The following is a 26,384-nucleotide window of genomic DNA, read 5'->3' as shown; positions in this document are numbered from 1 at the left end:
GCCGGGTTCCTGTGAACGCCTGACCGGGGCGTGTGGACGGACACCGGGGGCGTGTCCGAGGCCGCAACTACATTGGGCACATGCCCGCAACCCTCGCCCCGGATCAGCTGACCGCCGCCAACCGCGTCATCACCAGCCTGGCCGGTGAGGGCGCCGCGCTGCGTGAGGATCAGCTCCGGGCCGTGACCGCGCTGGCCGGCCGCCCCGTCGACCCCGCCGAGCGCGGCGCGCGGGTCCTGGTGGTCCAGGCGACGGGATGGGGCAAGTCGGCGGTCTACTGGTCGGCGACCGCGATCATCCGGGCCGGTGGCGGTGGACCGACCCTCATCGTGTCGCCGCTGCTGTCCCTCATGCGCGACCAGGTCTCGGCAGCCGCCCGCGGCGGGTTGTCGGCGGCCACGCTCAACTCGTCGAACGTCGACGAGTGGTCGACGATCGAGGCGCAGCTGCGGGCCGGCGACCTCGACGTCCTGCTCGTGTCACCCGAACGGCTCGCCAACCCGGGCTTCGGCCGCCGAGTCCTCGACGCCCTCGCCGGCAACCTGGGTCTGCTCGTCATCGACGAGGCGCACGCGGTCTCCGACTGGGGTCACGATTTCCGTCCGGACTACCGCCGCGTGGCGGACGTGCTGCGCACCGTCAACCCGACCACGCCGGTGCTGGCCACCACCGCCACCGCCAACGCGCGTGTCACCGCCGACGTCGCCGCCCAGCTCGATGCCGGCACCGCCGGCGAGCCGACCCTGGTCCTCCGCGGGCCGCTCGCACGGAAGTCGCTGCACCTCAACGTCATCGACGGACTCTCGCCGGTCCAGCGGTACGGCTGGGTGGCGCAGTCGCTGCCCGCCCTCCCGGGCTCGGGCATCGTGTACGTGCTGACCGTCGCCGACGCCGACCGTCTGGTCGAGGCCATCCGAGCCGTCCACGGCGACGCGGTCGCGGTGGCCGCCTACACCGGCCAGCTCGACGCCGACCGTCGCCACGAACTAGAGGACGCACTGCTGCGCAACGAGGTCAAGGCGCTGGTCGCGACGTCGGCACTCGGAATGGGTTATGACAAACCCGATCTCGGTTTCGTCGTGCATGTCGGGTCACCACCGTCGCCGGTCTCCTACTACCAGCAGGTCGGTCGTGCCGGGCGCGCCCTCGACGATGCCGTCGTCATGCTCCTGGCGTCGCAGACCGACGACCGGATCTGGGATCACTTCGCGACCGCGACGATCCCCGACCCGGACAAGATGCGTGACCTCCTCAGCGCCCTGGACGCCGCGGACGAGCCGCAGTCGGTGGTGCAGCTCGAGGCCGCAACCCGGTTCCGTCGTACCCGGATCGAATTGATGCTCAAGCAACTGGCCGTGGACGGCGTCACCGACCGGACCCCCGACGGCTGGGTCGTCACCGGCAAGCCCTGGACCTACGACGCCGCGCACTACGACGGCATTCTCGCCGTACGCCGCCGGGAGGCCGACATCATGCGCGCCTACATCGCGGGGCGCACCTGCTTGATGCGGCTCCTGACCGAATCGCTCGACGATCCCCAGGCCGCGGACTGCGGGCGATGCTCGGTCTGCCGCGGCGCGCTCAGCGACGGACTCACCGACACCGTCGACGACGAGACCGTCCGCACCGTCACGTCGACGCTCCGCCGCAAGGCGCAGACCCTGGATCCGCGCAAGATGTGGCCGGGCGGCGAATTCGGCCGTCGCGGACGGATTCCCGCGGACCTGCTCGCCGCGCCGGGGCGCGTCCTGGCCCACGCCGACGCCCCGGAATGGGTCGAGGTGCTCGCCGCCGCCCGCAACGGTAACGAGCGAGCGGTGGCCGAGTTGGGCGACGCCGCGGTCGCGACACTGTCCGCGTGGGTGCGCGACACCGGCATCCGCGCCGACGTCATCGTGTCACTACGCCTGACCGGCACCGCACTCGCCGAGACCCTGGCCGAACACCTGCGGAAGGTCGGAAAACGCGATGGCGGCAGTTTCCCCGTGCGCATGGGTGACCCACCCGCCGACGCGACCGGCGCCGTCGAAGCCGCCTACTGGCGGGACCATCTCGGCGACCCGCCCGACGTCGCGGGCCGCAACGTGATGCTCGTGGTCGACGCCAACAGCTCGGGCTGGCCGATCACCCTGGCCGCCGCCGCCCTCCGCGAAGCGGGCGCGACCGCGGTGTTACCCCTGCTGATCCACCGGACGGTGTGAGCTCTCCGCAAACCCACCCTTTTTCGGCAAACCCACCCCCTCGCAGGGGTGTGGGTTTGCCGAAAAGTGGTGGGTTTGCAGACGGTGGGGTCAGTCGGCGACGTACTCGCCGTAGCCGAGGGAACGCAGGCTCGCGCGGATCTTCTCGGCCGCGGCGTCGAGGTCCTCGGGACGGGGGTTCTTGTTCGCGTTGGCGAGGTCGAAGGTCTCGAGCGACACCCCGGGGAACACGTGGACGTGCACGTGCGGCACTTCGAGGCCGGCGATCAGCAGACCCATCCGGGGAGCGTCGAAGGCGTCCTTGACCGCGCGTCCCACGTTCTGCGCGACCGCACTGAGATGGGCGAACGCGGCGGTGTCCATCTGCTCCCAGTGATCGACCTCGGCACGGGGAACCACCAGGACGTGACCGGGCGTGACCGGTTCGATGGTGAGGAACGCGACCGCCTCGCCGTCCTTCCAGACGAACCGGCCGGGGAGATCGCCGTTGATGATCATGCTGAAGACCGATGCCATGGGCGCGAGTCTAGTGGTGTGCCTCGGAGACAGATGACCCCCACGGCCACGGCGGGTGTCGTCGGCGAAAGTGTCGGGGTTCCATGACATCCTTTCGGTGTGAGTGGGCCAGAGTCATCCGGGGCGGGACGAACCCCCCGATCCGTCGTCGGATCCAGCGACGTCCTGGCCCGCGCCCAACGGTTCCCGCGTCTTCGGTACATGGGGTCGAAGTACCGTCTGCTGCCCCATCTCGAACGCACCTTCGCCGAGATCGGCGGGTCCACCGCGGTCGATGCGTTCTCCGGTTCCGGAGTCGTGTCCTACCTGCTGAAGGCGCAGGGCTTCGAGGTCGTCAGCAACGACTTCCTCAACTTCGCGCACGTCATCACCCGCGCGTCGGTGGCCAATTCGAGTGTCCGGCTCGAACCGGAGCTGATCGAGGCGATCTGCGGTCCCGCCGCCGACGACCGCGACTACATCTCACGGACCTTCGACGGGCTGTACTTCACCCCCGAGGACCGGGCCTTCCTCGACTCGGCGTGGTCGCACGTCGACGCCTTGCGCGGGTACCGCCGCGACCTCGCGATCGCCGCCCTGGTGCTCTCGGCCGCACGCAAGCAACCGCGGGGCGTGTTCACCTTCACCGACTCGACGCGGTACGCCGACGGCCGGCGCGATCTGACCATGTCCTTGCGCGACCACTTCCGTCTCCGGGCCGCCGGGGACTACAACGCCACGGTGTTCAGCAACGCACGCAGCAGCCGCAGCGTCCAGGGCGACATCTTCGACCTCGAACTGCCGTGGTCCGAACCGCCGGATCTGGTCTACCTCGACCCTCCGTACGCGCCCCCGACCGACGACAACGACTACATCAAGCGCTATCACTTCCTCGAGGGATTGTCGGCCTACTGGCGCGGCATGAGCATCATGGAGAACACCAAGACCAAGAAGCTGCCGAAACGCTTCACCCCGTTCGCCTACAAGCGGACCATCGAGGACGCCCTCTTGCGCACCTTCGAGCATTTCGAGGGCGCCGGCGCGATCGTGCTGTCGTACTCGTCGAATGCGTTGCCCGGCAAGGATCGGATCGTCGACCTGCTCGGGAAGGTCAAGCCGTCGGTGGAGGTCATCGCGATCGACCACAAGTACAGTTTCGGCACCCACGCGGCCGCGACGCGCCGCGACGTCAGCGAGTACCTATTCATCGGCCGGGACTGACCGGCGGATACCCACTGACGACACGGCGACACACATGAGCACCGCGGGCGACTTCGACGACTACCTGACATCGTTGGGACGGTTGACGTCTCACGTGGACCCGACCGCGTCGACGCCGGAGGCAGAGCGGATCACCCAGGCCACCGCGCGCCTCGGCGAACTCCTCGACACCGACATCGCGGGTCTCGCGGCCTGGGTGAGGGACAACCCCACAGACGTCCCCGTCCTCGGCCTCGCGGTCGGGCTGTCCCAGGAGAAGCTGAAGAACGCGCTGCGCGACCGGTTCGACACCAGCGGCTGGCACGCGCTGGCACGGGCACAGCCGGTCGAGCTGGTGACCTGGCTCGACACCGAGTTCGACCTCGTCCGCATGCTGCGCACCCAGTTGTCGCGCACGTTCACCTTCGCCGACATCCTCGTGGCGCGCGCCGGCACCCGCGCCACCGCCACGCGCGCGGGAGCGTCGGGTCGGCGTATCGAGGACGAGATCGAGGACATCGCCCGCGACATCGGACTCGACTACGTCACCCGGTCGCGGTTCGCGGGACGCAACGGGCGGACCGCGCCCGCCGACCTGATCGTCGGCGACCCGTCGTCGGCCGACATCGTGGTGGCGGCCAAGGGTTTCGACTCGACCGGCTCCAAACTCACCGACGCGGTTCGCGAGATCGAGGAGATGGCCGAGGTGCGGTTGCCGACCCAGCTGGTTCTCGCGGTGATCGACGGGATCGGCTGGAAGTCACGGCAGTCGGACCTGCGCCGCATCCATCAGCTGTGGGTGACACGCCAGATCGACGGGATGTACACACTCGTCGGACTCGACCGGTTCCGCGACGACGTCACCGACTTCGCGAAGCTCCGGCGGTTGATCTAGTCGACGTCGGCGAGCGGCAGCCTCACCCAGAACGACGCTCCCGCACCAGGACTCGTGTCGACGCCCACGCGCCCGCCGTGCGCGGCCACCAGGGCGGCGACGATCGACAGACCCAGACCGCTACCACCGCCGTCGCCGCGGTGCCGCGAGGAGTCACCGCGGTAGAACCGCTCGAAGACGTGCTCGGCATCCTCCGCCGTGAGTCCCGGGCCGGTGTCGGTGACGGTCAGCACCGCCTCGCCGGTGTCCGGACGGTCGTCGACGGTCACCCCGACCGTGATCGAGGCGTCGGTCGGCGTGTGGTTCACGGCGTTGCCGATGAGGTTGCGCAGCACCTGCACCAGACGCGGCCCGTCGCCGAGGACCACCGGCGGACGATCGCCCGCGACGACGTCGAGTCGGATCTCACGATCGGGCGCGGCGGCCCGTGCGCTCTGCACGGCGTCGGCGGCCAGGCCGAGCAGGTCCACGGGCGCGGAATCGACAGGACGCGCGGCATCGAGTCGCGCGAGCATCAGCAGGTCCTCCACCAGCAGGTTCATCCGGCCGGCCTCGTCGTCGATGCGTCGCATCGCATCGGTGACATCGGGAAGATCGGGGACATCGGCAACGCCGTGCTGTGAATAGAGTTCGGCGAAGCCCTTGATGGACGTGAGCGGTGTCCGCAATTCGTGGCTGGCGTCGGCGACGAAGCGTCGCATCCGCTCCTCGGAGGCGCGCGCCTGCTGTTCGGATGCGGCGGTCGAGGCGAAGGCGTGCTGGATCTGCCCGAGCATCCGGTTCAGCGAGTCCGACAGGCTGCCGACCTCGGTGTTGGCCGGCGCCGGCGGGACGCGCCGGGTCAGGTTCCCCTCCGCGATCTCGTGCGCGGTCTCCTCGACCCGCCGGAGCGGACGCAGACCGGTGCGCACCAGGACATAGCTCAGCACCCCGATCAGCAGGACGACCAGCACACCGATCCCGATCTGCAGCCAGATCAGCCTGCTCACCGTGTCGTCGATGTCGGACATCGGCGTGGCCACGATGGATCTGCCGAAGCTGTTGCTACGCTTGATAACCCGCCATTGTGGGCCGTCTCCGTCGACGGACGGGACGGTCACGGGTCCGGCGTTGTCGCGGGCCAGTCCGTCGAGGTCGGGGGCGTCGTCGAACTGGTTGTAGACATTGTCGGTCGAGACCCCACCGGGACCGTAGACGATGGACTCGACGTAATAGGGCGACGGCGGCCGGCGCGGTCCGGGCGGGCCGGGTCCGTCGCCGAGGAATCCACGGGGTTCGGCCCACGTGCGTATCGCGTTCGTCAGTCCCTCGTCGGCGCGCGCGATGAGGTCCTGACGCATCGACGAGGTCACCGCGATCCCGGAGGCGAGCAGCCCGACGGCGACGAGCAACACGGTCAGGGCCACCAGCGAGATCCGCAGCGGAACACCGCGCTTGCGCGTCCCGCGACCGGTGCCGGCCACCGCCCGATCAGTCACGGGGCTCTCGCATCACGTAACCCACTCCGCGGAGGGTGTGGATGAGTCGCTTGTCGCCGGTGTCCAGTTTGCGTCGCAGGTACGACACATAGGATTCGACGACGTTCACCTCTCCCCCGAAGTCGTAGTTCCAGACATGGTCGAGGATGCGCGGTTTGGACAGCACCGTGCCCGCATTGACCATGAAGTAGCGCAGCAGGGTGAACTCCGTCGGCGAGAGCGGAACCAACTCGCCCGCCTTGAACACCTCGTGGGTCTCGTCGTCGAGTTCGATGTCGGCGAAGGTGATCTTCGACGACGCGCGCTGCTGATCGTCGAAACCGCTGCGCCGCAACAGCACCTGCAGGCGGGCCACGACCTCTTCGAGGCTGAACGGTTTGGTCACGTAGTCGTCGCCGCCGATGGTCAGGCCGTTGATCTTGTCCTCCACCGTGTCCCGCGCCGACAGGAACAGCGCGGGTGCCTCCACCCCGTCGGCACGCAGGCGGCGCAGGAGCCCGAACCCGTCCATGCCCGGCATCATCACGTCGAGGACGAGGACGTCGGGTTTGGCGGCGCGGCACCTGTCGAGAGCCGCCGGACCGTCGGCGGCGGTCTCGACCTCGTACCCCTGGAATTTCAGCGACACCGACAACAGCTGACGGATGTTCTCCTCGTCGTCGACGACGAGGACCTTCGCGCCGCGCGTGCCGTTCTGATTCGCCGCTTCACTCACACGATCAGACTCCCAGGACGCCCTGGTATCTCACTGTAGGCACGCTGGGAGATTCCTGTGAGCGTTGACCAGCGGTTTCACCGAGGCCGCAGCCTCACGCGTCGGGGTGACCGTACGCCGCGGCGATCTCTTCCGAACCGCGCCAGCGGGAGTAGGTCGGGCTCTGTGGCCATCCGTCCGGAGAGTCCTGCCACTCCTCCTGACGCCCGTAGGGCAGCACGTCGAGGAGTCCGAACACGAAGCCGAGTTGTTCGGTGCCCCGTCCGGTGGAATGCCAGGTGCGGTACACCGTATCGCCGTCGCGGAGGAAGACGTTGACCGCGAACCCCTCCCCCGGCGCGGCATCGACATCCGCCGAGAAGGTCGTACCCGCCGAGGAATACCAGTCCATCCGATTGCCGACGCGCTGCTTGTAGGCCAGCGCCTCCTCGATCGGCCCGTGCGTGATGATGACGAAGCGCGCGTCGTAGTCGGCGAGGTAGTCGAGCCGGCTGAACTGGGTGGTGAAGCCGGTGCAACCCGGGCACTGGAACTCGGCGCCGTCGGTCCACATGTGGTTGTAGACGATCAGCTGTGAGCGTCCGTCGAAGACATCGACCAGCCGAACCGGTCCGTCGGGCCCGGTCAGGACATAGTCGTCCATCTCGACCATGGGGAGTCGGCGACGCTGCGCGGCGACGGCGTCGAGTTCGCGGGTCGCCGCCTTCTCGCGGCGGCGCAGGTCGGCCAGCGCCGTCGCCCAGGTCTCGCGGTCGGCCACGGGTGGGAGTGCCGTACTCACGACGATGCCTCTCGCATGACAGTGCCTTTCGCTCGGTGATGAGAACAGTTCACCGGGTAAGACCCGCCCTTGCTCCGGAATTCATCGCACCGCGGGAACGGCACCTGCCTAGGCGGTGAGTTCGTAGGCCGCCTGGAGCCGGCGCACGTGCTCGCGGACCTCGTACAGTTCCCGGCGCGCGGTTCGCAGAGCCTTCTCGCCGCCTCGACCGGCCTGCAGGCTCTCCACGAGTGAGTCGGCGACGCGTTCCAGCTCGTCAACCAGCACCCGGGCCTGCGCCTGTGCGACGGGATCGACAGATCGTCGCGAGCGAACCATGGGGTCATCGTAGGTTCTTCGATCGTTAACCGCTCGCGGAACCGCCGTCCACCGACCGGGGTTGAACGTCGATGGCGGCGAGATGAACGGTCGATGAACCTCTTCATCGTGACGGTCCACATTGTCGCGTTCGGACTAAATTGTGTCCATGGATGCCCATGACGAACGTCGTCAGATCAGCGAAGTCCAGGACCGGCTCATCGGCCTCTACTCGCACCGTTCGCCCAACGACGTCGCCGCCGCGGTCGAGAAGGCATACCAACACTTCGACGGCACCGAGGTCCGCGACTTCGTGCCACTCCTCGTCGAACGACGCGCGAACAAGGCTCTCGGCGGCACCGACGTCATGGCCGATCCCGCCTCGGTCCCGCCGCACGTCGGGGAGTGACCGAAACGGGGATGACACCGTGACGCCCGGTCACGTGGTCAGCAGCAGCCGGTGGTGGCGCTGAGGACGTTGCGGAGGGCTTCCAGCGATTCGGGTCTCGACCGGTAATAGACGTTCATCCCGCGACGCTCCGGCGAGACCATCCCGGCTTTTCGCAGCTGACCCAGATGGTGGCTCGTCGTCGCCTCGGTGAGTCCGACGGCTGTCGCGAGGTCGCACGTGCAGATCCCGTCGCCGTCGTCGGCGAGGAGGATCGAGACGAGCTTGATCCGCGCAGGGTCGGCAAGAGCCTTGAGCCGCAACGCGATCTCGAGAGCAGTGGCGTCGTCGAGTGGCGCCGCCGACACCGGCGCACAACAGATGGGGGCACTGATGTCGACCATCGGCAAGGTCTTCGGCATGATCCGACCCTACCCCTCCTATTGACATATGTCGAAAAGGTGGCATCCTGCAAGGGCGACCCCGATTAGACATATATCTCACAGGTAAAGGTGGCTCGTCATGTCCCGTATCCAGCTCGCACTCAATGTCGATGATCTCGGTGCCGCCGTCAAGTTCTACGCCAAGCTGTTCGACACCGCCCCGGCGAAACGGAAGCCCGGTTACGCGAACTTCGCGATCGCCGAACCACCGTTGAAGCTGGTGCTTCTGGAGAATCCGGGCCACGGCGGCACCATCAACCACCTCGGCGTCGAAGTCGAGTCGAGCGAGAAGGTGCACTCCGAGATCGCCCGACTCTCCGGCGAGGGCCTGTTCACACAGGAGGAGATCAACTCGACCTGTTGCTTCGCGACCCAGGACAAGGTGTGGGTGACCGGCCCGAGCGACGAGAAGTGGGAGGTCTACACCGTGCTCGCCGACTCCGAAACCTTCGGCGTCAGCCCGAAGTTGTTGGAAGCGAACGAAGTCGACGGAGATCAGCAGGGCGCGGCGTGTTGCGGTGGCGCCTCCGATTCACCCGGTGCCCGCACGGCCTGCTGCTGAACGAGCGCAGCTCATTCTTGTCGGAGGGTGCCCGTATGTTTGAGTCATGCAGTTCGGGGGTGACGGCACAGACACTTCGGGCGAGAGGTCCGAAGCCGAGTCCTCGCTGCCCGCAGCGCTTTCCGACTTCGAGCTGTCTCCCGGGGAACTCGTCGACGTCATCACCCACTGCGGCCGCGACCTGTTCGGCTACCTCGTTCCCGGACGCCCGCCTGATCATCCGGCGCGCAGCAAGCTCGCCGAGCAGCGAGCCACCCGCACCACCGCCCACCGTCGCGAGGTCGACGCGTGGAACGCTGCCAACCCACCACCGTTCTGAATGACTCAGGCGCCAAACCCCGCCGCCGGTCCGGACGACTATCGCTCCAGACGGCCGGCGAGGTCGCGGATGCGTGCGGTGATGTCGTCGCGGATCAGCCGCATCCGCTCGATGCCGTCGACGCCTCGAGCGGAGGGTTCGACGGTGTTCCACACCTCGACGTCGACCCCCTCCGGCGGAGTGACCTCGGCGGTCCCGACCACCACGACCAGATCCGCCGCGCGCATCAGTTCGTCGGTGAGTTGCCGCGGTTGATGTCCGGTGACGTCGGCGCCGACCTCGGCGAGCACCTGGGCGGACAATTCGTTGACCTGGCCGCCGATCTTCGCGCCGGTGCCGGCCGACGAGGCGGCGATCCGCCCGGTGACCGTTGACGTGAGGTGTTCGGCCATCACGGATTTGCCGCGGTTGCTCACGCAGACGAACAGCACGTCGTATTGGTCAGGCATCACGTACCGGCTCCTTGGTCGGATCGATGACTCCGGTGAACCTCTTGCGCAGCGCGAGGGAGACGTACACGAGCGCGACGAGGACGGGCACCTCGATGAGTGGGCCGATGACTCCGGCAAGAGCCTGACCGGAGGTCGCACCATAGGTCGCGATCGCAACGGCGATGGCGAGCTCGAAGTTGTTGCCGGCGGCGGTGAACGCCAGCGTGGTGGTCCGTGCGTAACCCAGCCCCATCGCGGCGCCGAGGACGAATCCGCCACCCCACATCACCGCGAAGTAGATCAGCAGCGGCAGCGCGATCCGCACGACGTCCCACGGGTGAGAGGTAATCTGCTCCCCCTGCAAGGCGAACAGGATGACGATGGTGAACAGCAGGCCGTAGAGGGCCCACGGCCCCAATCGCGGGAGGAACGAGGACTCGTACCATTCGCGGCCTCTGGCCCGTTCGCCGATGCGGCGGGTGAGATAGCCGGCGACCAGCGGGATTCCGAGGAAGATCAGCACCGACTTCGCGATCTGCCACGGCGAGGTGTCGATGGTCGTCTGTTCCAGGCCGAGCCATCCGGGTAGCACCGAGAGGTAGAACCAGCCCAGCACGGCGAACATGATCACCTGGAACACCGAGTTCAGTGCGACGAGGACGGCAGCCGCCTCGCGGTCGCCGCACGCCAGGTCGTTCCAGATGATGACCATCGCGATACAGCGCGCCAGACCGACGATGATCAGTCCGGTCCGGTACTCCGGCAGATCGGGGAGCAGAAGCCAGGCCAGCGCGAACATCAACGCGGGTCCGACGATCCAGTTCAGCAGCAGCGATCCCAGCAGCAGGCGACGATCGCCGGTGACCGAGTCGAGTCGGTCGTAGCGCACCTTGGCCAGCACCGGATACATCATGATCAGCAGTCCGAGAGCGATCGGCAGCGAGATGCCGTCGATCTCCACGGCCGCCAGCGCGTCTCCCAGGCCGGGAACGGTGCGGCCCAGCAGCAGGCCCGCGACCATCGCCGCGCCGATCCACACCGGCAGGAACCGGTCCAGCATCGACAGCTTCGCCGCGACCGCGGTGTCGGTGGCGGTCATGGCCGGACCTCGCACGACCGGGCCTCCCCCACCACCGACGCGAGACCGCCCAGCAGATCGGAAAGCTGTTGTAGCGCATCGGTGTTCACGCGGTAGTACACCCAGGTCGCCCGACGCTCACCGGTGATGAGACCCGCCTCCCGCAGCACCTTGAGGTGGTGCGAGATCGTCGGTTGTGAGACGTCGAACGGTCCGGAGATGTCGCACACGCACGCTTCGGCTCCCGGATGCGCGGCGATCTCTGACAGCAACCGCAACCGAACCGGATCCGCGAGTGCTTTCAGCACCGGCGTGGCCGTCTCCGCCTGGTCGGTGCTCAAGCCGCGCCCGACCGGCGACAGCAGGTTCTGATTCGACATGCGTCAATATTGACCGATGTCGAATCAGTGGGCAACCGCGACCCCTCACAACCGGCGTGCGTAGGGAGCGGCGTATCCGGTCTTCAGCGGTTCGTCCCCCAGCCACGCGGCGAGCTCCTCGGCCCGGGCGTCGAGCGCGCGACGCGCATCGCGGGGCAGCGGCTCCAGCGGGATGATGTCGATCGACGAGTCCGCGCGGCGATACCAGCCGCCGACGATGCGGCCGTCCCACCAGGCGGTCTGACCGCCGTTGCCCGCGGAGTCGAAGACCTCCGCGGCGTGGCCGCCGAGGTAGAAGCCGCGCTCCTTGTAGCCCATGGTGGTCGGGTCCAGTTCGGGCAGCAGAACAGCTTGCGGTTCGACCTCGTCGGCCGAGGCATCGGGTACATCGTCGGGCAGGACGTGGCCGACGCCGCCGCCTTCCAGGTCGACCTGGGTCGTGTCGAGTTCGGCGAGGGCCGCGCGGACCGCGGTCTTGGTCGACCCCAGCCACCAGGCCAGGTCGGTCTCGGTGCCGGGTCCGTACGTGCGCAGCCAGCGTCCGATCAGCGCGCAGTGCCCGTCGTGAACGCTGATCGACGGCAGCGCCTCGCCGAGCCAGAGGGGCATCGACGTCCAGGCCGGCCGCGACAGATGCCAGCCCATGCGATTGGGGCCGCGGACGATCGCGCCTTCGGCGTCGAGCATGTTCAGCACCCGCGGACCCATCGGTGCGCGTCCCGCCCAGGAGGTGCCCGCGCCGTGGCTGATGTAACCGTCGAGAGCCGGTAGGCGCTCGCGCAGTTCGGTGGAGGTCAACGATTCCCCGCCGGCCAGTTCGGCCAGGACCGCCTGCCGGGCGGTCTCGATCCAGCCCTCCGGGTCGTCGAAGTCGGGACTGCGCCGGAGATCGCGCAGCATGTTGGTGCGCTCGGAGGCCGAGATCCGTGGCCCCAACGCCCCGACGGACTCGGCCAGGACGTCCCTCGGGAACACGAACAGGGTCCGTCGCATCGCGAGGTGCTTGACGAGCGTCCGCGCTTCGTAGAGGGCGGCGTCGACGGAGTGGCGCGCGAAGCCCGGGCCGACACGAGCCCAGGCGGCCAGATGGACCGTCGAGGGAGTGGTGGCGTGCAGACCGACCATGGTGGCGGCCGCCTCGACCGCGTCGACTGCCCGCGACGACGCGTCGAGGTGCGCCCGGCGCATGAGGCGTGCGCGGCGCTGTGCGTCGGTGATCACCGGTCGAGCGCTCATCGCTCGAGAATCATCGCTCGGGCACCGCAAGCATTCGCATGGAGAGATCGTAGTGAGGAGAGCCGACAAGAAGAGAGTCGCCCAGAGGAGGGGACGCGGGTGCCGGAGACCGCCGACCCCCGTCGACCCGGTGTCCGGCACCCGCGCGGTCGTGTGGGCCGAACGACACACAGCCCCCGACGGGCAGTGTTCGCCGAACACCTCCGTGTGTCCTTCGACCGACGCAACCTGTGCGCTTCCCGACCCCCGTCGAGTCGCGCCCCACAAGCAGACCCCACGAATGCCGCCCACTCCACCCTCACGCCGGAAACCGCAGCGAAGCCACTGGTCAAGCGGCTAACGGACTATCCGGACCGGACAGAACCAGTTCCGGATCCGGCTTCCGAACCGCCTGCGGAGCCTGGTACGCACGTCCGAGATGTGGCCGTCGCCACATCGGGTCGCCGATGCTGGCGCGGTGGGTTCGGCTACCGCATGATGGTGCGGTCGAACAGTCGGGGCGAGCATGGGGACAGCTGAGTGGATTTCGGTGAGGCTCTCGCGCGACTGTTCGTGCAGGCAGGCCGTCCCACACTGCGGGCGTCGGCGACGCGGGCGCGGGTCTCGGCACAGCGGATCAGCGACTGGCGCAACGGGCGGCATTTCCCGCGGGACTTCGCGACCGTCGAACCGCTGCTCGTCTGGCTGACCGCCCGGGCTGTCGCCGCCGGCGCCGACGACGTCCTCACGATCCGGCAATGGCGAGAGATGTGGGACCACCGGACGCCCGACGAGGCCCGCACGGAGGAGCCGTCCGCGCCGCAGCAGGCACGACCGTTCGCCGGTCTCGCCACCTTGACCGCAGCCGACAGCCAGATGTACTTCGGCCGCGACGACGTCGTCGGCACCCTCGTCGACGCGATCCTGGCGGCACGCAAGGGACCGCCGCCCCTGGCTCCCGCGTCCCGGCTCGTCGTGGTTACCGGGGTGTCGGGATCGGGCAAGTCGTCGCTGCTGCGTGCCGGCCTCGCGCGGGACGCCCGGTTGGCCCCGCCCCGACTCGGCGAGATCACCCCGGGAGGCCTCGCCATCGCGGACCCGGCGGAAGCGGAGGTCACCGACGCGCCGGCTCCGACGCGGCCGACGACGACCGAGCAGGCGGTCATCGTCATCGACCAGTTCGAGAACGTCTTCTCCCTCGAGGACTCGCTGCGGGCCGAGACGCTGCGCGAGGTCGAGGAACTCGCGCACGACACCGTCGTCGTGGTCGGAGTGCGAGCCGATTTCTTCAGTCAGTGCGTCGAGCACCCGTTCCTCGCCGACGCATGGCAACACCGCTGCATGATCGTCTCGGAGATGACGCGCACGCAGTTGCGCGAGGTCATCACCGCACCCGTCCGTCTCGCCGGCGGCCGGATCGAGACCGGACTCGCCGACGTGATGATCACCGAGCTGTACGAGGCGTCGACGGGCGGCGACCGGGCCGGCCGGCTGCCATTGCTCGCGCACGTCCTGCAGGCGACCTGGGCGCGCCGCAGCGGCAACCGGATGACCCTGTCCGGCTACCGGGCAACCGGCGGTATCGCGCGCGCCGTCGCCGACACCGCGGAGGCCGCCTGGGCGGCGATCGACCCGCGGCATCGGGACCTCGCGCGCGCCGTCCTGCTCGCCCTCGTGCACGTCGGTCCGGCCGGGATCGCGCTGCGCGTGCCGCTGTCCACGGCGACCCTCGCGAACCGGTTCCCGCCCGAGGTCGCCACGGTCATCGACGAGTTCGCCCAGGCCAGGCTGCTCACGGTCTCCACCGACTCGGTGATGCTCGTGCACGACGTGGTGCTGACCGCGTGGCCACGTCTGGCCGAGTGGATCGCCGACGACACCGACAACCACCTGTGGCGTCAGCAGGTCGACGCCGACAGCGCGGCGTGGCTGGCCAACGGCCGGGGCCGGTCGTTCCTCTACACCGGGTCGCGTCTCGATGACGCCAAGCGCCGGCGGCGGGCCCTCCGCAGTGACTATCTGCACCTGCTCAGCAAGGAGAACGACGCATTCCTCGACGCCGCGGTCGCGATGCAGCAGCGGCGACGCCTCACCCGCATCGGTGCGGTGTCGGTCATTGTCGTGCTGGCGATCGCGGCGACGATCACCGCGGCGATCGGGTTCCGGCAGGCCCACGACCTGCGGCAACAGCGAAACGCCGCCGAGCGGTCGGCACTGCTGTCCCACATCGACAGCATGCAGTTCTCGAACCCGTCGCTGGCGGCGCGGCTGCTGCTCGTCGCGCACCGGATCTATCCCGACGACCCGACGGTGGAGAGCCGCCTGCGCGGGGCCGCGACGACTCCGCTCGTGACACCCCTGACCGGTCACACCGGCCCGGTCTACGACCTGTCCTTCGACCGGACGGGCACCCGGCTCGCGTCGGCGAGCGGCGACCGGACCGTCCGCGTCTGGACGCGGTCCGGTTCGTCGGACTACCGGGAGTCCGCGGTTCTGCGCGGCTTCGGCAACTACGTCACGAGCACCGACTTCCACCCGACGCGGCAGCTGCTGGCGAGCAGCAGCGGCGACGGCTCCGTTCGCATGTGGGACCTGACCGACGCGTCGAACCCGCGCGCGGCGACGACGGTCTCACCCGGCCACGGCACGGTCTACATGGTGCGGTTCGCCGCCGACGGCCGCACCCTGGCCGCGTCGTCGGACGACGGCACCATCACCGTGTACGCGGTCTCCCCGACCGGTTCGATCCGGGAGACGGCCGTGCTGCGCGGTCACACCGCCGCGGCGCGGACCCTGTCCTTCAGCCCCGACGGTCGCACCCTGGCCAGCGGCGGCGACGACCGGACCGTGCGCCTGTGGACCACCGGCGAATCACCGCAACCCCTGGGTCCCCCGCTCACCGGCTTCCCCAGCATCACCCACGCCGTCGCCTTCAGCCCCGACAGTCGATCCCTCGCGGTCACCGGCGACAGCCCCAACGCCCAACTGTGGGATGTCGCCGACCCGCTCGCGCCCCGCCCGTTGAGCACCTCCCTGCCCAACAGCACGGCGGGGTCGTGGTCCATCGCCTTCGACAGCTCGGGTTCGCAGCTGGCCTCCGCCCGCGCCGACGGTCTCGTCCGGGTGTGGAACACCGCCAATCCCACCTCGCCGACCCTGCAGTGGGCGCTGCAGACCACCTCCGAGCAGGGGTCGGTGCGGACCTTCTCCGCCCGCTTCGACCCCAGCGGCGACCAGCTCGTGTCCGGTCGTTCCGACGGCACCATCGACGTCTGGAGCCTGCCCGGCCGGACCGAACCCGATCGGGGCGGGACGATCACGGGGCTGGACACCGACGCCGCGCAACGAGTCCTCGCGACGGTCGGCTCCGACACGACTCTGAACCTGTGGACGACGTCCGGCGGCCTCACGCTGCGATCGCGAACGCCGATCCAGCGCCGGGTCAACGACCATCCGCGTGTCAGCCTCAACGGCCCGGGCACGCTGGCCGCGACCGCCAACAACAACGGTGGGCTCGTCGAGCTCTGGGACATCGCCGACACCGCGGCCCCTCGACGCGCCGCGGCCCTCGGCGTCGCCACCCGCTACTCCTTCCCGGTCGTCTTCGCGCCGTCGGGGAACCTGCTCGCGACCGGCGACACGGATACCACCGTGGCCCTGTGGGACACCTCGGACCCCCGCTCCCCGCGACGGGTGGGTGCACCGCTGCGCGGACCGACCGACCTCATCCGCAACGTCGCGTTCAGCCCCGACGGCACGCGGCTCGCGCTGACCTCCGACGACAAGCGCGTCTACCTGTACGACCTCACGTCGTCGAGTCCGGACCCGGTCGACGTCATCACCGACGAGGCGCCCATCGCCCAAGCCGCCTTCGACGACGGCGGTGTGCTGGTGGTCGCCTCCCGCGACCTGTCCACCTGGCGCCTGCCGCCGGTCGGCTCCGACGCCGAACCGGAACTGCTCGACCGGCAGGAGGACATGTTCGCCTCGACGGTCTCGATGGCGCCCAACCGCCTCGCGGTGGGCACCGCGACGCACGAGCTGATCAGCTTCGCGCTCGACGACGACGGTCAGCTCACCGATCGGCAACCGGTCGGGACATTGCTCGCCACCACCGACACCACCACCACCTGGCAGCTACCGGTCCAGCTCCCGTCCGACGAGGAGATCATCTCCGGCGGGGACACGACCGGGAACGTCTACCTGCACACGCTCGACCTCGATGTGGCCCGCGACTGGATCTGCGCGAGCACCGCACCCCTCACCGACGCGCAGCGCGACGCCTATCTCCCGCACGTCGACGTCCGCGCGAATTGCGGTCGGGACTGAATGTTGTTGGCCGGCAGGTGACCTCGACGGACGCGGCGTCCTCGCTGCGCTCGGTCGACGCTGCTCGGCCAGCAGAGGGGTCGCAGCAGGCCTCACCGGAAGCCGAGCACCTCGTCGCCCCATGCCTCCCAGATGTCGCCGTCGAGGTTCTGCACCACCCGATCCTCGGCATCTATGCGCAGCACCGGACGGTGGCCGGTGTCGTAGGTGGGCCAGGGATCACCGAGTGACCCGGCGTCCGGCTCCTGTCCGTGCGCGAACGCGGTCCATCGTCGGACCATCCTCTCGGACACCGCTTCTCCCTGCTTGCGGCCGCCGAGCAGGAACGTGACGTCACGGGGCCCCGCGCCGAGATTGCCCCACACGTACGGGACCTCGGTGGCGTGGGCGGCGCCGAGGCCGAGGAGGCGGAACATCCTCGTTGTCCAGTCGTAGCGGTAGACGTAGACGGGCGCCGAGCGTGCGTGCGCCTCGGCCAGCCACAGCGTGGGCATGCGGAACGCCACGTCGCGGGCCACGCCGAGCCCGGTGACCTTGGGACGCAGACCCGAATAGGCCGAGAGCACCTGGGCACGCTGCGGGAGGACGACGTCCGGGTACTCCTTCGTCATGCCGGCGAACATCCGCTCGATGTCGGCCGTGGTGATCGGCATGAGCGGGGACTTCATGTACTTGAAGAGATTCGCCTCGTCGCGATTGGTCCCGATGATCAGCGGCACCGGATGCGCACGGCCTGCCCGATACACGTCGAGGGGATGCTCGGGCAGCAGATCGCCATCGATGACCGGCGCGAACGCGATGGTGCCCGGGGTCTCGGCGGGGATCTTCTCGAAGAGAGTGGTGGTGAGCGCCGAACACGTCATGCCGTCGAGCGCCTCGAGCCGTCCGACGACGTCGCCGGTGTCGAGTTCACCGGCGTCGATGCCGGCGACCTCGAGCAGTTGCGCGGCAACCCGCGCCGCCCGCTCGGACCCGTACATCGAGGTCACGGGCGAGCTCTGCGCGATCGCCCGGCCGAAGAGCCCGGCCGCGGCCGGCATCGTGAGCAGTGCGGTGACCAGTCCCGCACCCGCCGATTCGCCGAACACCGTCACTTTGCCGGGATCGCCGCCGAACGCGGCGATGTGGTCGTGGACCCAGTGCAGCGCCGTCAGCACGTCGCTGAGTCCGGCGTTCGATTCGAATCGCCCGTCGATCGACGAGAGGTCGGCGAACCCGAGGACCCCGAGCCGGTAGTTGAGCGTCACGACGACCACGTCCCCCGTGGCGGCGAGGTTCGAACCCTCGTAGAACGGCTGGGCCCCTGATCCCAGGACGTAGGCGCCGCCGTGCAGCCACACCATGACCGGCAGTCCGACGGCATCGTCGGCATGCTCCGAGGCACCCGGCGGGGTCCACACGTTGAGGAACAGACAGTCCTCGTCCATCACCACGTCCGGGCCCAGCCGCACCGCGGGGTTCAGTTGTTGCGGGCAGACCGCGCCGAATCTCGAGGCATCGACGACGTCCTCTGGCGCGTCGCTCTCGGCGAGGGGCACCGCCCGGTGCCAGCGCAGCTCCCCCACCGGCGGACGGGCGTACCGGATGCCCCGCCACACGTCCGCCCGCTCGCCGACGACACCGCGGTAGGTGCCGACGCGGGTGTGGGCGAGCGGTCGCGGGCCACTCGCAGCTTCTCCCACGGATGAGGGTGGGATGGCGGAGGTGCCCGGTTCGTCGTGCTTCATCAGTCCATCGTGCACCGTGAACCTGTTCCGGTTGTCCGGAATTTCACCGCGCCTCCTGGGTAATGTGACCCCATGGAGCTACTACGCAACGTCGTAATCTTCCTGCACATCATCGGCTTCGCCGTCACCTTCGGCGCCTGGGTGACCCAGCTCGTGGCGCGCGAGTTCCGCGTCACCCGCGTCATGGACTACGGGATACTGCTGTCCCTGCTGACCGGGCTCGCACTCGCGGCGCCGTGGCCGGCCGGAATCGACCTGAACTACCCCAAGATCGGGATCAAGCTCGTGATCCTGCTCGTTCTGGGCGCGATCCTCGGCATGGGCAGCGCACGCCAGAAGCGCACCGGCGAACCCGTACCCCGGCCCCTCTTCTGGGCCGTCGGCGCGCTGTCGCTGCTCGCCGCGGGTCTCGCGGTCATCTGGTGAACGACCGCGCCCACCGGGCCGGACCCGCGAAACGACAACGCCGCGCACCGGATCGGTGCGCGGCGCTTGTTCGTGGAGCCCCCTGTCGGGATTGAACCGACGACCGCTCGCTTACAAGGCGAGTGCTCTACCACTGAGCTAAGGAGGCACGCGCGGCCGAGTATATCGGCCGGACCGCTTCCCGGTTCATCCCACCCGGGCCGATCGGACGCTCCCCGATCAGCCCCGGATCGCGGCCACCGCCTCGATCTCCACCAGCTGCTCGTCGTAGGCGAGGACCGAGACACCCAGCAGGCTGCCCGCGGGCTTGTGATCGCCGAAGGCCTCGGTCACCGCGTCCCAGGCGACCACCAGATCGGCCTGCAGGTGCTCGGCGACGAACACGGTGACCTTGGCGACGTCGCGCAGCGTCGCGCCGGACTCGATCAGCGCGGCCTCCAGGTTCTTCATGCACTGCACGGCCTGTTCGCGGACGTTCCCGGGAGCGACGGTCGCGCCGTCGTCGTCGATGGGCGCCGCGCCTGCGGTGAAGACGAGACTCCCGGGACTCACCGTTGCGCTGCGGGTGTGGCCGTCTCGAGGACCGTTGATGTGCACGGAAGACATGCCCGCGATCGTAGACCAGCCGCGGAACTCAGCCCTCCAGCGCGGAGTCGATCACGGCGGCCAGTTCCACCGGACGGTCGCTCTGGACCGAGTGGCCGGCACCGGCGATCACGACTTCGGAGAATCGCGCCGCCCGCTCGGCGAACTCGCGGGCGTCGGCGTCGTCGACGAAGGTCGAGTCACCTCCCCGCACCAGGGTGAAGTGGGTGTCCGCGGTCTCGACGTGCTCCCACAGCGGGCGGAAGTCGTCCGCACCCGAGAGCCGGTCGTAACGCCACTCGTACCGGGTGCCGACCGGCTTGCTGTTGTGTATGACCCCACGTCGTATCGCCGACCGCGGCCGGTGTGGGGCCATCGCCGCGATACTGTCCGTCATGGTCTCGATGTCATCGAAAAGAGCTGGGCCGCTGGCCAACTCGGTCGTCCCGCGCTGGTCCGCCGACATCCCCTGCAGGCGCGTCGAGACCGACGGTGTCACATCGACGACCACGGTGTGGGCCACCAGCGCCGGACGCAGACCGACCGCGCGGATGGCGGTCAACCCGCCCAGCGACATGCCGACGAGCATGCGTGCACGAGGCGCGACCTCGCCGATGACCGGCAGCACGGCCTCCGCCGCCGTCCACGGCATGTAGTCGCGGTCCGCCCGCCGATCCGAATGTCCGTGACCGGGCAGATCGATGGCCACCGCGGACAGATCGGGTCGCCGGCAGATCAGTTCGAGGATCACGCTGTCCCACGTGTGCGCGTTCTGCGCGCCACCGTGGAGAAACACCACCTCGGGATCTGCTCGCCCCCAGCGCAGAGCACTCAGCGCGCGCCCCTCGACGTCGACGGTGTCGCGTTCGACGACCGGCAGCGGGAAGTCATCGCGCCCGATCTCCGCGCGATTCTCGGCGAGGTGGTCGAATTCGTCCGCGGTCGATCCCGTCATGATCTCTCCCTGGGCTCCGTGCGGGATCATCCCGCCTGCGTCGACGAAGAAGGCGCCGGGCATGTCCGAAATACTGTGTACCACCACCGGACAGCTGCCGTCGTGAGTGTTTGATCGGAACGCGGCACCCTGCCCGAACCGCCCGGACGGAGGAGGTGTATCCAGTCTCCTGTCAGGGTTGAACCGGTCGGGAGCCGGTTACCCCGCGAGCACTCCCCCACCGACCCCAGGAGGCCTGCGTGCGCGAACAGATCGGCCGTGTCCTGCGCCGGCTCAGCGGCAGCCGGCAGGCGACGATCGACACCATCGAACCCGGCAGCATCATGGTGTCGCCGCGCAAGCCGATCGAACCGTTCGACGTCGCGGCGATCACCGAGGTGCTCGATCTCGCCACGAAGATCGGTGCGGTCCTGCTCGACTCCGGCACCGGGGCCATCGACACCCAGACGCAGATCAAGTTCGTCGCCGGCGTGTACGGCCTCGAGGACGTCGACGTCGACGTCACCTACAACACGATCGTGGTCAGCGCGCGGCGCGGCGCGACCCTGCCGCCCATCACGACCATGGAGCAGGTCTACTACCGCTCGATGGACTTCACGCGGCTCGCGCAGGTCGACCGGCTGGTCCGCCGTATCCGTGATTCGTTCATCAGCCCGTCGACCGCGCATCAGATGGTCGACGAGATCATCACCGCGCCGCACCCGTATCCGCACTGGCTGGCCACGACCGCCTGGGGGATCATGGCGTCGGGCATCGCGGTGCTGCTCGGTGGCCAGTATCTCGTCGCCGCGCTGGCCTTCGCGACCACCGTGGTGACGGTCAGCATCAACCGCCGCCTCAACCGCATCGGGACCCCCGTCTTCTTCCAGCAGGTCCTCGGCGGGTTCGTGGCCGTCGTCCCCGCCGCCCTCGTCTTCGCCGCGGCCGAACGGCTCGGTGTCCAGATCGCGCCCTCGCAGGTCATCGCGGCCGGCATCGTCGTCCTGCTGTCCGGGCTGTCGCTGGTCGGCTCGGTACAGGACGCGATCACCGGCGCGCCCATCACCGGGGTGGCCCGCTTCTTCGAGTTGCTGCTGATGACCGGCGGCATCATCGCCGGCGTCGGCGTCGCGATCCGAATCCTGGAGGCGGGGGGCATCTACCTCCCGACAATCACCACGACGACCAGCTTCGAGGTCGTCGAACTCCCCATCCGGGTGGTCGCCGGCGCGGTGGCCGCCTGTGCCTATGCGCTGGCCAGCTACGCCGAGACGCGCGCGCTCGGGGTGGCGTTCCTCGGCGGCTTCATCGGCACCGCCGTGGCGGCCGCATCGACCTTCACCGACATCGGCGACGTCATCGCCAACGGCCTCGCGGCGGCGTTCGTCGGCCTGATCGGCGGCCTGCTGGCGCGCCGTGCACTGACGCCGCCGCTCGTCGTGGCGGTGGCCGGCATCACCCCGCTGCTACCGGGTCTCGCGGTGTATCGCGGTCTCTACGGCATCCTCGGCGATCAGACGCTCGACGGCTTCACCTGGATCGCGAACGCGCTGGCCATCGGCTGCGCTCTCGCCGCGGGAGTCACGCTGGGCGAGTTCGTCGCCCGGTCGCTGCGTCGTCCCCAGCTGCCTCCCCGGCCGGACTGGCGACTCCGCCGCCGGATCGCGCTACGCGAGGATCGCGAGGCCCGTCAGGCGCACGCCAACGCCCGCCGGGGCCGACCGAACCGCCGGCGACCACCGACGCCGCGACTCTGACGCGAGGCGGGTGACCGTGAACCCCCGCGATGCCCGGGTAGAATACGTAGTCGGGCGTGTCCTCGGACGGCAGCGTGGCATCACCAGGAGTCCGGGGACGCCGCACCGCCGCGCCGGCTGACATCGCGCGCCGAACGCACACCATGCCGCACAACGAGGGGACTCACATGCCCGCGAAGACGACCGACATCGCCGACGAAGAACTGGAACCCGTGGCCGACGAGACCGCCAACTCGGCGCGCCGCGTCGTCGCCGCGTACGCGACCGACGCCGACGAATGCCGGATGCTGTTCGCCATGCTGGGGATCGCGCCGGGCGAGAACGCCTGACCAGGTGGCTCCGCGAGCAGGAGAAACCCACCCCGACGCCGACGGCGTGACCGGGACCGACCGGAACATCCACGACGGGGCGGAGTTCGTCGTCGTCGCGAACCGTCTGCCCGTCGACAAAGAGGTCCTTCCCGACGGCACCGTCAATTGGAAGCGGAGTCCGGGGGGACTCGTGACCGCGCTCGAGCCGATCCTGCGCGCCAACACCGGGGCATGGGTCGGATGGTCGGGGATTCCCGACTCCGACGACAACCCCGACATCGAGGGCATCGACATCCACGCGGTCCCGCTCTCGACGCAGGAGATCGCCGAGTACTACGAGGGCTTCTCCAACGCCACGCTGTGGCCGCTCTACCACGACGTCATCGTCAAACCCGAGTACCACCGCGAATGGTGGAACGCCTACGTCGAGGTCAACCGGCGGTTCGCCGAGGCGGCGTCGAAGGCCGCGGGCGAGGGTGCGGTCGTCTGGGTGCAGGACTACCAGCTCCAGCTGGTGCCCAAGATGCTGCGGATGCTCCGACCCGATGTGAAGATCGGCTTCTTCCTGCACATCCCGTTCCCGCCGGTCGAACTGTTCATGCAGATGCCGTGGCGGACCGAGATCGTCGAGGGCCTCCTCGGCGCCGACCTCATCGGCTTCCATCTGCCGGGCGGGGCACAGAACTTCCTCTTCCTGGCCCGGCGCCTCGCCGGTCAGGCGACGAGCAAGGGCACGGTCGGCGTTCGCTCGCGTTTCGGCGTGGTGCAGGTCGGGTTCCGGACCGTGCGCGTCGGCGCGTTCCCCATCTCGATCGAATCCGGCGAGCTCGACGCCCAGTCCAAGACCCGCAAGATCCGGGAGCGGGCCGCCGAGATCCGCCGCGAACTGGGCAATCCGAAGACGATCATGCTCGGCGTCGACCGGCTCGACTACACCAAGGGCATCGACGTCCGGCTCAAGGCCATCTCGGAGCTGCTGGCCGAGAAGCGGCTCGAGCCCGCCGACACGGTGATGCTGCAGCTGGCGACGCCGAGCCGGGAACGCGTCGAGAGCTACAAGCAGATGCGCGCCGGCATCGAGCAACTCGTCGGGAACATCAACGGCACGTACGCGAGCGTGGGACAGCCCGTGGTGCAGTACCTGCATCGTCCGGTGCCCCGCGAAGAACTGCTCGCCTTCTTCGTGGCAGCCGACGTCATGCTGGTCACGCCGCTGCGTGACGGCATGAATCTCGTCGCCAAGGAGTACGTGGCATGCCGGGGCGATCTGGGCGGCGCGCTGGTGCTCAGCGAGTTCACCGGCGCGGCAGCCGAATTGCGTTCGGCCTACCAGGCCAATCCGTACGACCTCGACGGCGTGAAGGATGCGATCGAGGCCGCCGTCGGACAGAGCGAACACGAGGGCAGGCGACGCATGCGCGCGCTGCGGAGGCAGGTCCTCGCCCACGATGTCACGAAATGGGCCGAGAGCTTCCTCGGCACGCTCGGCGCCGACTCCGACACCGAGCTGTCGGCCAATCGGGGTGTCCACCTGGTGGACGAACCGGAGTGAGCGACAACGGGATTCCCGCCGAGCTCACCGAGGCGCTGACGCGGGCCGCCGGCGTCGGGGTGCTGCTCGTGGCGAGCGACTACGACGGATGTGTCTCGCCGATCGTGTCGCGGCCCGAGGACGCCGTTCCCCTCCCCGCGTCGATCGACGCTCTCACCGCCGCCGCCGCGCTGCCGGACACCGTCGTCGCAGTCGTGTCCGGTCGCGAGCGCGCCGTGCTCGCGGCACTGTCCGGCCTCACCGCTCCGGTGGTGCTGGTCGGCAGTCACGGCAGCGAGTTCGAGTCCGGCTTCGCGGTCGAGGTCACCGACGAGGCCCGCGCGTTGCTCAACCGGCTGATCGACGAGTTGTCCTCCATCGTAGCCGAATTCCCGGGCAGCACAGTCGAGGTCAAACCGGCCAGCACCGTGCTGCACGTGCGCAACGCGTCCGAGACGGACGCCGTCTCCGCGCTCGACCGTGCGCGCACCGGCCCGGCCGCCTGGCCGGGCGTGCACGTGACCGAAGGCAAGGCCGTTCTCGAACTCGCGGTGATCGAGACCAGCAAGGGTCACGCGCTCGACACCCTGCGCGAGGCCATCGGCGCCGACGCGGTCATCTACCTCGGCGACGACGTCACCGACGAGAAGGCCTTCGCCCACCTACGCCCGGGGTCCGGCGACGTCGGCATCAAGGTCGGCGAGGGCGACACCGCCGCCGAATACCGCATCGCCGACACCGACGACGTGGCAACGGTTCTCGCGTTCGTCGCCGAACAGCGGGCACGCGCGGCCGACTAGGCCGGCATCGCGACGAGCGGGTCCGTGGCCACCGCCCGGCGGGCACTCTCGCGGATCACCTCGTGTACGAAACCGAGTTTGCGTACGACCGGTTCGGGGATCGTGAACGGGTACAGCGGCCGACGCCCCATCGCCACGTTCACCCTGTTCAGCATGAGCGACAACCACTTCCAGTCGTAAAGCAGACGCTCGATCGGCTCGTCGGCGTACGACCGGAGCGGCACGATGTCGCGCTCCATGGTGAACCGGACCTGCTGGGCATCGAGATTGAGCCCGGATTCCCGGGCGGTGTCGATGGTTCCGGTGATGTGCAGGTAGTGCGCGAAGCACTCGGCGAAGTCCTCCCACGGGTGCATCGTGGCGTACTCGGAGATGTACGAATCGTGCCAGTTCTCTGGTGCCCCGAACCGGTAGTGCCGCGTGATCGCGTCGGCGTAGCTCGCGCGTTCGTCCCCGAACAGGTCCCGGCAGCGCTCGAGGTACCGGTCGGCGCCCGGACCGGTTTCGACGAGGACGTGTTCGAAGTAGTGACCCGTCTCGTGCCGGAAGTGACCGAGCATCGTGCGGTACTGCTCGCCGAGGTCGACCCGTAGCCGCTCACGATACGCATCCTGGGTCTCGGCGAGGTCGATGGTCACCACACCACCCGCGTGACCGATCATGACCGGCCTGCCGAGGGTCTGACTCGACAGCAGATCGAACGCCAGGCCGCCGTCGGTGCGCCAGAACGGCTCCACCGGCAAGCCGAGATCGACGAGTTGATAGATCAGCAGCCGCAGGTCGAAGGACGCCGGGGCGAGCTTCTCGAGCGCGATGGTGTCCTCGGCGTCGGGCTGACGCCGGATCAGGGACTCCGGAAAACAGCGTCCGCGCAGTCCGATGCTGTCGTCGGCGACCTCGGCCGGGGTCAGCCAGTTGCAATGGGTCCGGTCCCACAACGAGCATCGGACCCACCGGATGCCATCGATCTCGACCCCGTCCGCCGAGACCGCGTACAACGACCGCGACGGGAGGTGCACGCCGACGGTCGTCCCGCAGTTCGGACAGGTCTGACGGTCGAAGCCGGACAACGCATTACAAACCGGACAGGTGAGCGCATGCACGCG

General features: G+C 69.0%; 26 protein-coding genes and 1 tRNA gene. 12 read left to right on the top strand and 15 right to left on the bottom strand.

Translation table 11 applies throughout. The features are described 5' to 3' along the window. The first annotated feature begins 80 nt into the window (after nucleotides 1–80). On the top strand, nucleotides 81–2,201 hold the full coding sequence (locus AC3B5T_RS10790; RefSeq protein WP_055476794.1) for a RecQ family ATP-dependent DNA helicase: 2,121 nt from the start codon (nucleotides 81–83) through the stop codon (nucleotides 2,199–2,201). A 90-nt stretch (nucleotides 2,202–2,291) separates the two neighbouring features. Here AC3B5T_RS10790 and AC3B5T_RS10785 read toward each other — a convergent pair whose 3' ends face one another. Beyond that, the gene (locus AC3B5T_RS10785; protein ID WP_055476795.1) at nucleotides 2,292–2,717 is read right to left on the bottom strand and encodes an HIT family protein; all 426 of its coding nucleotides are present in this window, start codon (nucleotides 2,715–2,717) and stop codon (nucleotides 2,292–2,294) included. Nucleotides 2,718–2,816: 99 nt separating this feature from the next. Between AC3B5T_RS10785 and AC3B5T_RS10780 the strand changes: the two genes are divergently transcribed. After that, nucleotides 2,817–3,917 carry a DNA adenine methylase gene (locus AC3B5T_RS10780; RefSeq protein WP_488358638.1) on the top strand — a complete coding sequence of 367 codons (1,101 nt, stop codon included), beginning with the start codon at nucleotides 2,817–2,819 and terminating at the stop codon, nucleotides 3,915–3,917. Between the two features lie 34 nt (nucleotides 3,918–3,951). Continuing rightward, entirely contained in the window at nucleotides 3,952–4,791 is an 840-nt protein-coding gene (locus AC3B5T_RS10775) for a hypothetical protein (RefSeq protein WP_010844182.1), read from the top strand. Here the strand turns inward: AC3B5T_RS10775 and AC3B5T_RS10770 are convergent. From AC3B5T_RS10770 to AC3B5T_RS10755, 4 genes are all read right to left on the bottom strand, one after another. Further along, complete coding sequence (locus AC3B5T_RS10770; RefSeq protein WP_488358637.1) at nucleotides 4,788–6,269, bottom strand: sensor histidine kinase; 1,482 nt, start codon at nucleotides 6,267–6,269, stop codon at nucleotides 4,788–4,790. The two genes, AC3B5T_RS10775 and AC3B5T_RS10770, sit on opposite strands and share 4 nt — an antisense overlap. Continuing rightward, nucleotides 6,262–6,984: a response regulator transcription factor gene (locus tag AC3B5T_RS10765; RefSeq protein ID WP_010844180.1), complete on the bottom strand. Its 723-nt coding sequence runs from the start codon at nucleotides 6,982–6,984 to the stop codon at nucleotides 6,262–6,264. Before AC3B5T_RS10765 ends, AC3B5T_RS10770 begins: the two co-directional genes overlap by 8 nt. Nucleotides 6,985–7,078: 94 nt before the next feature. Further along, nucleotides 7,079–7,765 (bottom strand): DUF899 domain-containing protein, encoded by a 687-nt coding sequence (locus tag AC3B5T_RS10760; protein ID WP_488358636.1) that lies wholly within the window; start codon nucleotides 7,763–7,765, stop codon nucleotides 7,079–7,081. Nucleotides 7,766–7,873: 108 nt separating this feature from the next. Continuing rightward, entirely contained in the window at nucleotides 7,874–8,083 is a 210-nt protein-coding gene (locus tag AC3B5T_RS10755) for a hypothetical protein (RefSeq protein ID WP_010844178.1), read from the bottom strand. Nucleotides 8,084–8,231: 148 nt separating this feature from the next. On the opposite strand from AC3B5T_RS10755, the gene AC3B5T_RS10750 reads away from it, so the two are divergent. Then, on the top strand, nucleotides 8,232–8,471 hold the full coding sequence (locus AC3B5T_RS10750) for a three-helix bundle dimerization domain-containing protein (RefSeq protein WP_488358635.1): 240 nt from the start codon (nucleotides 8,232–8,234) through the stop codon (nucleotides 8,469–8,471). Between the two features lie 38 nt (nucleotides 8,472–8,509). Here the strand turns inward: AC3B5T_RS10750 and AC3B5T_RS10745 are convergent, their stop codons facing one another. Continuing rightward, nucleotides 8,510–8,872: an Rv2640c family ArsR-like transcriptional regulator gene (locus AC3B5T_RS10745; RefSeq protein WP_010844176.1), complete on the bottom strand. Its 363-nt coding sequence runs from the start codon at nucleotides 8,870–8,872 to the stop codon at nucleotides 8,510–8,512. Between the two features lie 100 nt (nucleotides 8,873–8,972). On the opposite strand from AC3B5T_RS10745, the gene AC3B5T_RS10740 reads away from it, so the two are divergent. Both AC3B5T_RS10740 and AC3B5T_RS10735 read left to right on the top strand, forming a co-directional pair. Then, nucleotides 8,973–9,455 (top strand): ArsI/CadI family heavy metal resistance metalloenzyme, encoded by a 483-nt coding sequence (locus AC3B5T_RS10740; RefSeq protein ID WP_488358634.1) that lies wholly within the window; start codon nucleotides 8,973–8,975, stop codon nucleotides 9,453–9,455. A gap of 46 nt (nucleotides 9,456–9,501) precedes the next feature. Then, entirely contained in the window at nucleotides 9,502–9,774 is a 273-nt protein-coding gene (locus AC3B5T_RS10735) for a hypothetical protein (protein WP_488358633.1), read from the top strand. Nucleotides 9,775–9,812: 38 nt separating this feature from the next. Here AC3B5T_RS10735 and AC3B5T_RS10730 read toward each other — a convergent pair whose 3' ends face one another. The 4 genes from AC3B5T_RS10730 to AC3B5T_RS10715 are packed head-to-tail and all read right to left on the bottom strand — an operon-like array spanning nucleotide 9,813 to nucleotide 12,899. Further along, entirely contained in the window at nucleotides 9,813–10,223 is a 411-nt protein-coding gene (locus AC3B5T_RS10730; protein ID WP_488358632.1) for an arsenate-mycothiol transferase ArsC, read from the bottom strand. After that, nucleotides 10,216–11,304, bottom strand: coding sequence for an ACR3 family arsenite efflux transporter (gene arsB, locus AC3B5T_RS10725; RefSeq protein ID WP_014925407.1), 1,089 nt, complete (start codon nucleotides 11,302–11,304; stop codon nucleotides 10,216–10,218). Before arsB ends, AC3B5T_RS10730 begins: the two co-directional genes overlap by 8 nt. After that, nucleotides 11,301–11,663 carry an ArsR/SmtB family transcription factor gene (locus AC3B5T_RS10720; protein WP_014925406.1) on the bottom strand — a complete coding sequence of 121 codons (363 nt, stop codon included), beginning with the start codon at nucleotides 11,661–11,663 and terminating at the stop codon, nucleotides 11,301–11,303. The genes arsB and AC3B5T_RS10720 overlap by 4 nt, the downstream gene beginning before the upstream one ends. 45 nt (nucleotides 11,664–11,708) lie before the next feature. After that, nucleotides 11,709–12,899: a winged helix DNA-binding domain-containing protein gene (locus tag AC3B5T_RS10715; RefSeq protein WP_488358631.1), complete on the bottom strand. Its 1,191-nt coding sequence runs from the start codon at nucleotides 12,897–12,899 to the stop codon at nucleotides 11,709–11,711. A gap of 519 nt (nucleotides 12,900–13,418) precedes the next feature. Between AC3B5T_RS10715 and AC3B5T_RS10710 the strand changes: the two genes are divergently transcribed. Continuing rightward, nucleotides 13,419–17,207, top strand: a complete 3,789-nt coding sequence (locus AC3B5T_RS10710) for an nSTAND1 domain-containing NTPase (protein WP_488358630.1) — start codon at nucleotides 13,419–13,421, stop codon at nucleotides 17,205–17,207. A gap of 92 nt (nucleotides 17,208–17,299) precedes the next feature. Here the strand turns inward: AC3B5T_RS10710 and AC3B5T_RS10705 are convergent, their stop codons facing one another. Next, the gene (locus tag AC3B5T_RS10705) at nucleotides 17,300–18,934 is read right to left on the bottom strand and encodes a carboxylesterase/lipase family protein (protein ID WP_488358629.1); all 1,635 of its coding nucleotides are present in this window, start codon (nucleotides 18,932–18,934) and stop codon (nucleotides 17,300–17,302) included. 72 nt (nucleotides 18,935–19,006) lie between these two features. Here AC3B5T_RS10705 and AC3B5T_RS10700 point away from each other — a divergent pair, with 72 nt between their 5' ends. After that, nucleotides 19,007–19,360 carry a hypothetical protein gene (locus tag AC3B5T_RS10700; RefSeq protein ID WP_010842778.1) on the top strand — a complete coding sequence of 118 codons (354 nt, stop codon included), beginning with the start codon at nucleotides 19,007–19,009 and terminating at the stop codon, nucleotides 19,358–19,360. Nucleotides 19,361–19,433: 73 nt separating this feature from the next. Here AC3B5T_RS10700 and AC3B5T_RS10695 read toward each other — a convergent pair. The 3 genes from AC3B5T_RS10695 to AC3B5T_RS10685 all read right to left on the bottom strand — a co-directional run bounded on the left by AC3B5T_RS10695 (nucleotide 19,434) and on the right by AC3B5T_RS10685 (nucleotide 20,963). Next, nucleotides 19,434–19,508: transfer RNA gene (locus tag AC3B5T_RS10695), tRNA-Thr, on the bottom strand. Between the two features lie 71 nt (nucleotides 19,509–19,579). Then, entirely contained in the window at nucleotides 19,580–19,966 is a 387-nt protein-coding gene (locus AC3B5T_RS10690) for a RidA family protein (protein ID WP_488358628.1), read from the bottom strand. Between the two features lie 28 nt (nucleotides 19,967–19,994). Next, nucleotides 19,995–20,963 carry an alpha/beta fold hydrolase gene (locus AC3B5T_RS10685; protein WP_488358627.1) on the bottom strand — a complete coding sequence of 323 codons (969 nt, stop codon included), beginning with the start codon at nucleotides 20,961–20,963 and terminating at the stop codon, nucleotides 19,995–19,997. Nucleotides 20,964–21,139: 176 nt separating this feature from the next. Here AC3B5T_RS10685 and AC3B5T_RS10680 point away from each other — a divergent pair, with 176 nt between their 5' ends. From AC3B5T_RS10680 to otsB, 4 genes are all read left to right on the top strand, one after another. Then, on the top strand, nucleotides 21,140–22,636 hold the full coding sequence (locus AC3B5T_RS10680; RefSeq protein ID WP_010842781.1) for a threonine/serine exporter family protein: 1,497 nt from the start codon (nucleotides 21,140–21,142) through the stop codon (nucleotides 22,634–22,636). 167 nt (nucleotides 22,637–22,803) lie between these two features. Next, on the top strand, nucleotides 22,804–22,965 hold the full coding sequence (locus AC3B5T_RS10675) for a hypothetical protein (RefSeq protein WP_010842782.1): 162 nt from the start codon (nucleotides 22,804–22,806) through the stop codon (nucleotides 22,963–22,965). 46 nt (nucleotides 22,966–23,011) lie between these two features. Further along, nucleotides 23,012–24,499 carry an alpha,alpha-trehalose-phosphate synthase (UDP-forming) gene (locus AC3B5T_RS10670; RefSeq protein ID WP_488358760.1) on the top strand — a complete coding sequence of 496 codons (1,488 nt, stop codon included), beginning with the start codon at nucleotides 23,012–23,014 and terminating at the stop codon, nucleotides 24,497–24,499. Then, nucleotides 24,496–25,278 (top strand): trehalose-phosphatase, encoded by a 783-nt coding sequence (otsB, locus tag AC3B5T_RS10665; protein WP_488358626.1) that lies wholly within the window; start codon nucleotides 24,496–24,498, stop codon nucleotides 25,276–25,278. Before AC3B5T_RS10670 ends, otsB begins: the two co-directional genes overlap by 4 nt. On the opposite strand, the gene AC3B5T_RS10660 is transcribed toward otsB, so the two are convergent. Next, a complete protein-coding gene (locus AC3B5T_RS10660; protein ID WP_014925361.1) occupies nucleotides 25,275–26,381 on the bottom strand; it encodes a zinc-binding metallopeptidase family protein in 1,107 nt (368 codons plus the stop codon). The genes otsB and AC3B5T_RS10660 overlap by 4 nt on opposite strands. Nucleotides 26,382–26,384 lie beyond the last annotated feature (3 nt).

The organism is Gordonia sp. G4 (assembly GCF_057770005.1).
Note: the sequence above shows the minus strand (reverse complement) of the source record. Positions and strands in the feature narration are given on the sequence as shown.